The sequence below is a fragment of the Pseudosporangium ferrugineum genome (genome assembly GCF_003002065.1).
In the GTDB taxonomy this organism is placed as follows: Bacteria; Actinomycetota; Actinomycetes; order Mycobacteriales; family Micromonosporaceae; genus Actinoplanes; species Actinoplanes ferrugineus_A.
Genome location: NZ_PVZG01000060.1, coordinates 1 through 5,506, shown reverse-complemented (window position 1 = coordinate 5,506; position 5,506 = coordinate 1). Strand labels below are relative to the sequence as shown.

7 protein-coding genes are annotated in these 5,506 nt (G+C 67.9%); all 7 read left to right on the top strand.

From position 1 onward, the window contains the following. Window positions 1–1,493: transketolase-like TK C-terminal-containing protein (locus tag CLV70_RS38515; RefSeq protein WP_425440283.1), on the top strand; the 1,493-nt coding region annotated here is incomplete at its 5' end. A gap of 367 nt (window positions 1,494–1,860) precedes the next feature. Beyond that, the gene (locus CLV70_RS38510; protein ID WP_106131551.1) at window positions 1,861–2,688 is read left to right on the top strand and encodes a universal stress protein; all 828 of its coding nucleotides are present in this window, start codon (window positions 1,861–1,863) and stop codon (window positions 2,686–2,688) included. Beyond that, entirely contained in the window at window positions 2,685–2,858 is a 174-nt protein-coding gene (locus tag CLV70_RS40055) for a hypothetical protein (RefSeq protein ID WP_158277946.1), read from the top strand. Before CLV70_RS38510 ends, CLV70_RS40055 begins: the two co-directional genes overlap by 4 nt. Before the next feature lie 104 nt (window positions 2,859–2,962). Further along, window positions 2,963–3,805, top strand: a complete 843-nt coding sequence (locus CLV70_RS38505) for a universal stress protein (RefSeq protein ID WP_106131550.1) — start codon at window positions 2,963–2,965, stop codon at window positions 3,803–3,805. A 156-nt stretch (window positions 3,806–3,961) separates the two neighbouring features. Continuing rightward, window positions 3,962–4,378, top strand: coding sequence for a hypothetical protein (locus CLV70_RS38500; protein ID WP_245908814.1), 417 nt, complete (start codon window positions 3,962–3,964; stop codon window positions 4,376–4,378). A gap of 21 nt (window positions 4,379–4,399) precedes the next feature. Beyond that, entirely contained in the window at window positions 4,400–4,732 is a 333-nt protein-coding gene (locus CLV70_RS38495; protein WP_106131548.1) for a cupin domain-containing protein, read from the top strand. Window positions 4,733–4,762: 30 nt separating this feature from the next. Continuing rightward, window positions 4,763–5,434 carry a DUF309 domain-containing protein gene (locus tag CLV70_RS40665; RefSeq protein ID WP_106131547.1) on the top strand — a complete coding sequence of 224 codons (672 nt, stop codon included), beginning with the start codon at window positions 4,763–4,765 and terminating at the stop codon, window positions 5,432–5,434. Window positions 5,435–5,506 lie beyond the last annotated feature (72 nt).

Here is a 5,506-nt window from a genome sequence, read left to right as displayed (position 1 = left end):
GCTGGACGCTGGGTTCGCACTTCGAGGCCCGCAACGCCACGCACCAGATGAAGAAGCTGACCCTGGACGACCTGAAGGGCTTCCGGGACCGCCTCAACCTGGACATTCCGGACAAGCAGCTCGAGGACAACCCGTACCTCCCGCCGTACTACCACCCCGGCGAGAAGTCCGACGAGCTGCAGTACATGCTCGAACGCCGCAAGGAGCTGGGCGGCTTCGTGCCCACCCGCAGAGTGACAAGTCGACCCCTCGGCATGCCCGGTGATGCCGCCTACGCGAGCGTGAAACGCGGGTCGGGCAATCAGCCGGTAGCCACGACCATGGCACTGGTCCGGCTGCTCAAGGACCTGATGAAAGACCCCGAAATCGGCCACCGATTCGTGCCGATCATCCCCGACGAGGCCCGCACGTTCGGACTAGACGCGCTGTTCCCGACCAAGAAGATCTACTCACCGCACGGGCAGACGTACGCGTCGGTGGACAGGGATCTGCTGCTGAGCTATCGCGAGTCCCGCAGCGGCGTATTGCTGCACGAGGGCATCACCGAAGCCGGATCCGTCGCGTCGTGGACCGCCGTCGGCACGTCCTACGCGACCCACGGCGAACCGATGATCCCGCTGTACATCTTCTACTCGATGTTCGGGTTTCAGCGCACCGGAGACGGCTTCTGGGCCGCCGCCGACCAGATGACCCGCGGCTTCCTGCTCGGCGCCACCGCCGGCCGGACCACGCTCAACGGTGAGGGCCTGCAACACCAGGACGGCCACTCGCTGCTGATCGCTTCCACCAACCCGGCCTGCCTGGCCTATGACGCGGCCTACGCGTACGAACTCGGCCACATCGTCCGCGACGGTCTGCACCGCATGTACGGCGAGCCGCAGGAGAACGTTTTCTACTACCTGACCCTCTACAACGAGCCGATCCTGCAACCGGCCCAACCGGACAACGTCGACGTAGAAGGCATCCTGGCCGGCATGCATCGCATCAGCGACTCCCCGGGCGGCGTCCCGGCAGCGCATATTCTCGCCTCCGGCATCACCGTGCCAGCCGGGCTACAGGCGCAACGCCTACTCAGCGACGACTGGGATGTGGACACCGACGTCTGGTCGGTCACCTCCTGGACCGAGCTACGCCGCGACGCCGTCGACGCCGACCAGTGGAACCTCCAGCACCCCGACGAGCCTGCACGTATCCCCTACCTCACCCGGCGCCTGCAGGAACACGCAGCTCCCGTAGTGGCTGTATCGGACTGGATGCGTGCGGTCCCGGATCAGATTGCCCAGTTTGTGCCCGACCGCTGGGCGTCTCTCGGCACCGACGGGTTCGGCAGGTCCGACACCCGGACGGCACTGCGCCGGCATTTCCACATCGATGCGACATCGATCGTCCTCCGCGTGATGCACGAACTGGCGGCCGACGGAGCCCTGGACACGGCCACACTCCGCAAGGCCCGATCCGCATACGAAATCCTACCTGCCGACGGCGCGGCGTAGATCGTGTCCAGTACGGCAGCTGTGGGCACTGAACGACACGATGTGGCGCACCGCCCACCTGATCACCCGCGGCCTGGATTTCAGCACCATCGCCGACCAGCACGACATCCGCCTGACCGCAGAGCGTCATCAGCACACTCTCCCGTAGTGCGAACGCAGCCCGAACCGCTCGCTGCCGACGGTCGGCAATCAGCGGTCTTCACGATGGCTGTCGCGACACCTGTCGGGTGCGCCGGTCAGGGACGAGAGTGGACGCAGTACAGGTGGTGAAGGTCGGCCCCTGACCGGTCCGTCACCACCAGGATCGCAAGCCGGCTCACGTCCAGGTGAAGCGACGTTAAGCCCGGCACACTGAAGGAGGTCTGCAATGAGCACGCCTGTGATTGTCGGCTTCGACGGTTCGACAGCAGCCGACGTCGCCGTGCGGCACGGCGCCCGCGAGGCTGCACTACGGAACACCAACCTGCACATCGTGCACGCCTTCGGCTGGTTCCCCCTTCTCCCGCCCCTTTATCCGCCGTACAACGCTTCCGAAGAAGGACCACGCGCCGCCGTCCTCGAGCTGCTCGCACAGACCGCGCACGGTGTGCGACGCGAATGGACAGATCTGGTGGTGAGCACCCGAATGGTTGACGGGTCTCCCGGCGCGGTATTGGTCGAGGCGTCCCGCGGAGCCCAGCTCATCGTGGTCGGACACCGTGGCATCGGCGGCTTCGCCGGGCTGCTCGCCGGGTCGACCGCCATGCAGATCGCCAGTCACGCCTCGTGTCCGATCACTGTCGTACGTGGTGCCGAACGACCCGAGAACACCGTGATCGTGTTGGGCATGGACGGGTCACCCCACGGGCTCGCAGCAGCCGAGGTCGCGTTCACGAACGCCGAGCGCCGGAGAGCTGAACTCATCGTGCTGCACCACGTCGACGCGTCGTCGGATGCCCAGCCGGACACCGTGACAGCCCAGGTGGAACAGATCGCCCGGCGCCACGACGACGTCCAATACCGCCATGAGACCGCCGAAGGGCCCTCCGCAGCGGTGGCCCTGATCGATGCGGCGAACAAGTTCGATGCCGGCATGATCGTCGTCGGCTCCCGCGGCCACGGCGGACTCCGGGGGCTGATCACCGGCTCGACGTCTCGCGCCCTCGTCGAACACGCCGGCTGCCCGGTCACCGTTGTGCCGCCCGCCGCCGAATGAGCAGCCAGGCCCGGCCGGCGCGAACGGACACGGTGGTTGCCCAGACACAACCGGCGACCCACCAGCGCCCCGCACTTGCGGGCAAGGTCATTGACGACACGGACATCGACATCGTCGACGTCTGGGGCCGCGACTCCTTTCCCGCCAGCGACCCGCCGGCCAACTGGTGACGGGTATTGGGGCCGGCCTGCCGGGCGTCGGTGCGATGGACGCCCGGCTCGCTGCCACCGGTCGACCGCCCAGAATCACCGCATGACTCGCTCAGGAGGTTGCCATGACGACGCCGAGGATCGTCGTCGGAGTCAACGGATCCACGACCAGCACCGCCGCAGTGCGGTGGGCGGCGGTCGAAGCCCAGCTCCGCGACGCCGACCTGCACCTCGTCGTCGCCCACCGGTGGCAGGTCCCCGGCAAACGCTTCACGTCGCGCAGCGACCTGCTGCGCGCTACCGGCGAGCGGGTCACGGCGCACCTTGATGCCGCCGTGCACCAGGCGCGTTCGGCCGCCGCAGGTGTTCGCGTGCAGGGTTTCGCGGTGGTCGGTGACCCGGTACCCGTCCTTCTCGAGGCCGCCACCGATGCCGACCTGCTGGTCGTGGGCGGCCGTGATCGCGGAACTCCCGAGCCGATGCTCGGCCCGGTGGCCAGCCAGATCGCGGCGTACGCACCGTGCTCGGTCGCCGTAGTGCGTGACGGGTTTCGCGCCGACGGCAATACGGTCGTGGTGGGCATCGACGATTCACCGGCCACAGCGGCCACGGTAGGTGCGGCATTCGAGGAGGCGGCCCTGCGTCAGTCCGCGACGCTACTGGCGGTGAGCGCCTACACCGCGGCACCACCCGGCTCCGACCTCCGCGTCTTCGAGGCCGGCCTGCACCGCCGGATCGGCGAAGAGGTGGCGCCGTGGCGTGACAAGTACCCACAGATCCCCGTCGTCTGCGAGGTCATCAACGGCAACCCGGGCGCCGTACTGGTGGAGCGGTCTCAGCGAGCCGGCCTCCTCGTCGTCGGAGCCGGCAGCGGACGCGACTTCGAAGGACTACGGCTGGGCCCGATCCGTCTGCACCTGTTACACCACGCCGGCTGCCCCGTACTGATCGCCCGTGCCGCCCGCTGACACGTTGGGCGTCCCCGCTCACGGCACCTCCGGAGATATCCCGAGGCCGTGCCGGCTCGACAGGCCAGCGACGAGAATGACCAGACAAGAGAGTGTTCTTCACCGCGCACCCTCCGTGTGCAAGACGCTTCGGATGAGAGCGGGGCCATGGGTTCGGTGACTGCGGCAATCGGTGTGGCGGCGACCTTCGTGTGGCTGGGCATGGTCGTGGCGATCTCCTTCGTGGAGACGCCTCTGAAGTTCCGGGCACCCGGGGTGACCCTCGCCATTGGCCTGGGCATCGGCCGCCTGGTCTTCCGGGCACTCAACGCCACCGAAGTGGTGCTGGCCCTGGTCCTGGTCGTCGCCATGACTGGCGGCTACCGGCGCTCAGCGCTGATCCTTTCCGCGATCGCCGTGGCCACGTTGATCGCGCAGCTGACCGTGATCCGTCCGAGGCTGCAACGGCGGACGGCCGCCGTCCTACGCGGGGACACCCAGAACCGCTCCCGCGCGCACCTCGGATACGTGGCCCTGGAACTGGTCAAGGTCACGGCGCTTCTGAGTGCCGGCGTGCTACTGCTCACCAATTGAAAGACAAGGAAGGCGTACACCATGCAATCGACCCACCTCGACGCTCTCGCCGACGAGCTTCTCACCGCGGCGCGCGCCGCGCATAGCGGCCGCAGCGCACACACCCTGTTCGGCCGCCACGAGCACCAGCTCCGCCAAACCGTTATCGCGCTGGTCGCCGGTCAACGCCTCGCCGAACACAACAGCCCCGGCGAATCCACCTTGCAGGTGCTGCGGGGCCGAGCCCAGTTGACCACGCCCACACAACAATGGACGGGCCAAGCGGGCGACCACGTCATCATCGCCCCCGAACGTCACGAACTACTCGCCGTCGAGGACACCGCCGTGCTGCTGACAGTCGTCAGCGCACTCTGAATTCGGCACGCAAAGAGGAAGGTCTCCCGGATGCGCGACGACGACCCCGGTGTCGCTCGGCTACAACGGTGGCAGGAATCCGGCGGCCGATGGCGGGTGCTGACACGCACCACGGACACCGTGGTGATCGCACTGCTGACCTGCGACATCGGCGAGGAGGTCGACCGCCTGACCGGTACCGGCCCGGCTCTGCTGGCTTACCTCGGCAACCGCGACAGCAGCGAGGACGACATCACGCCCGCCCCTCCCGTGAGGCCGGGACCGGCCACGGTCGTGCGGGATCGCGACATCACCGGTAAAGCGCGTAACTCCCGTCCGCGCGACGCGTTGGGCCGCCCGCTGGAACCCGGCGCACCGGGCGTTCCCACCATGCCGGACGACCTGAACCCCGCCCCGGCCGACGCATTACAGCAAGCACAGAAGCTGCTGGACGACGGCTTGCCGTTCCACGCCCACGAGGTCCTCGAGGCCGCGTGGAAGTCAGCCCCGCCCGCCGAACGCGAACTGTGGCGCGGCCTCGCCCAACTCGCCGTCGGGCTCACCCACGCCCGCCGCGGAAACACGACCGGCGCCGCCCGATTGCTCCTGCGATCAGCGGACCGGATCGGCCCATACGCGCACTCGGCACCCCACAGCGTCGCGGCAGCCGAGCTCACCGCGTGGGCACGGACGACCGCCAGGGAGTGTCAAGTTAACGGCTGATCTTGGTTGTTGAGGTGGTCAGTTGTCGGCCGGAGTGAGCCGGCCTTCAAAGGCGATCTGGAAGGCGTTCAG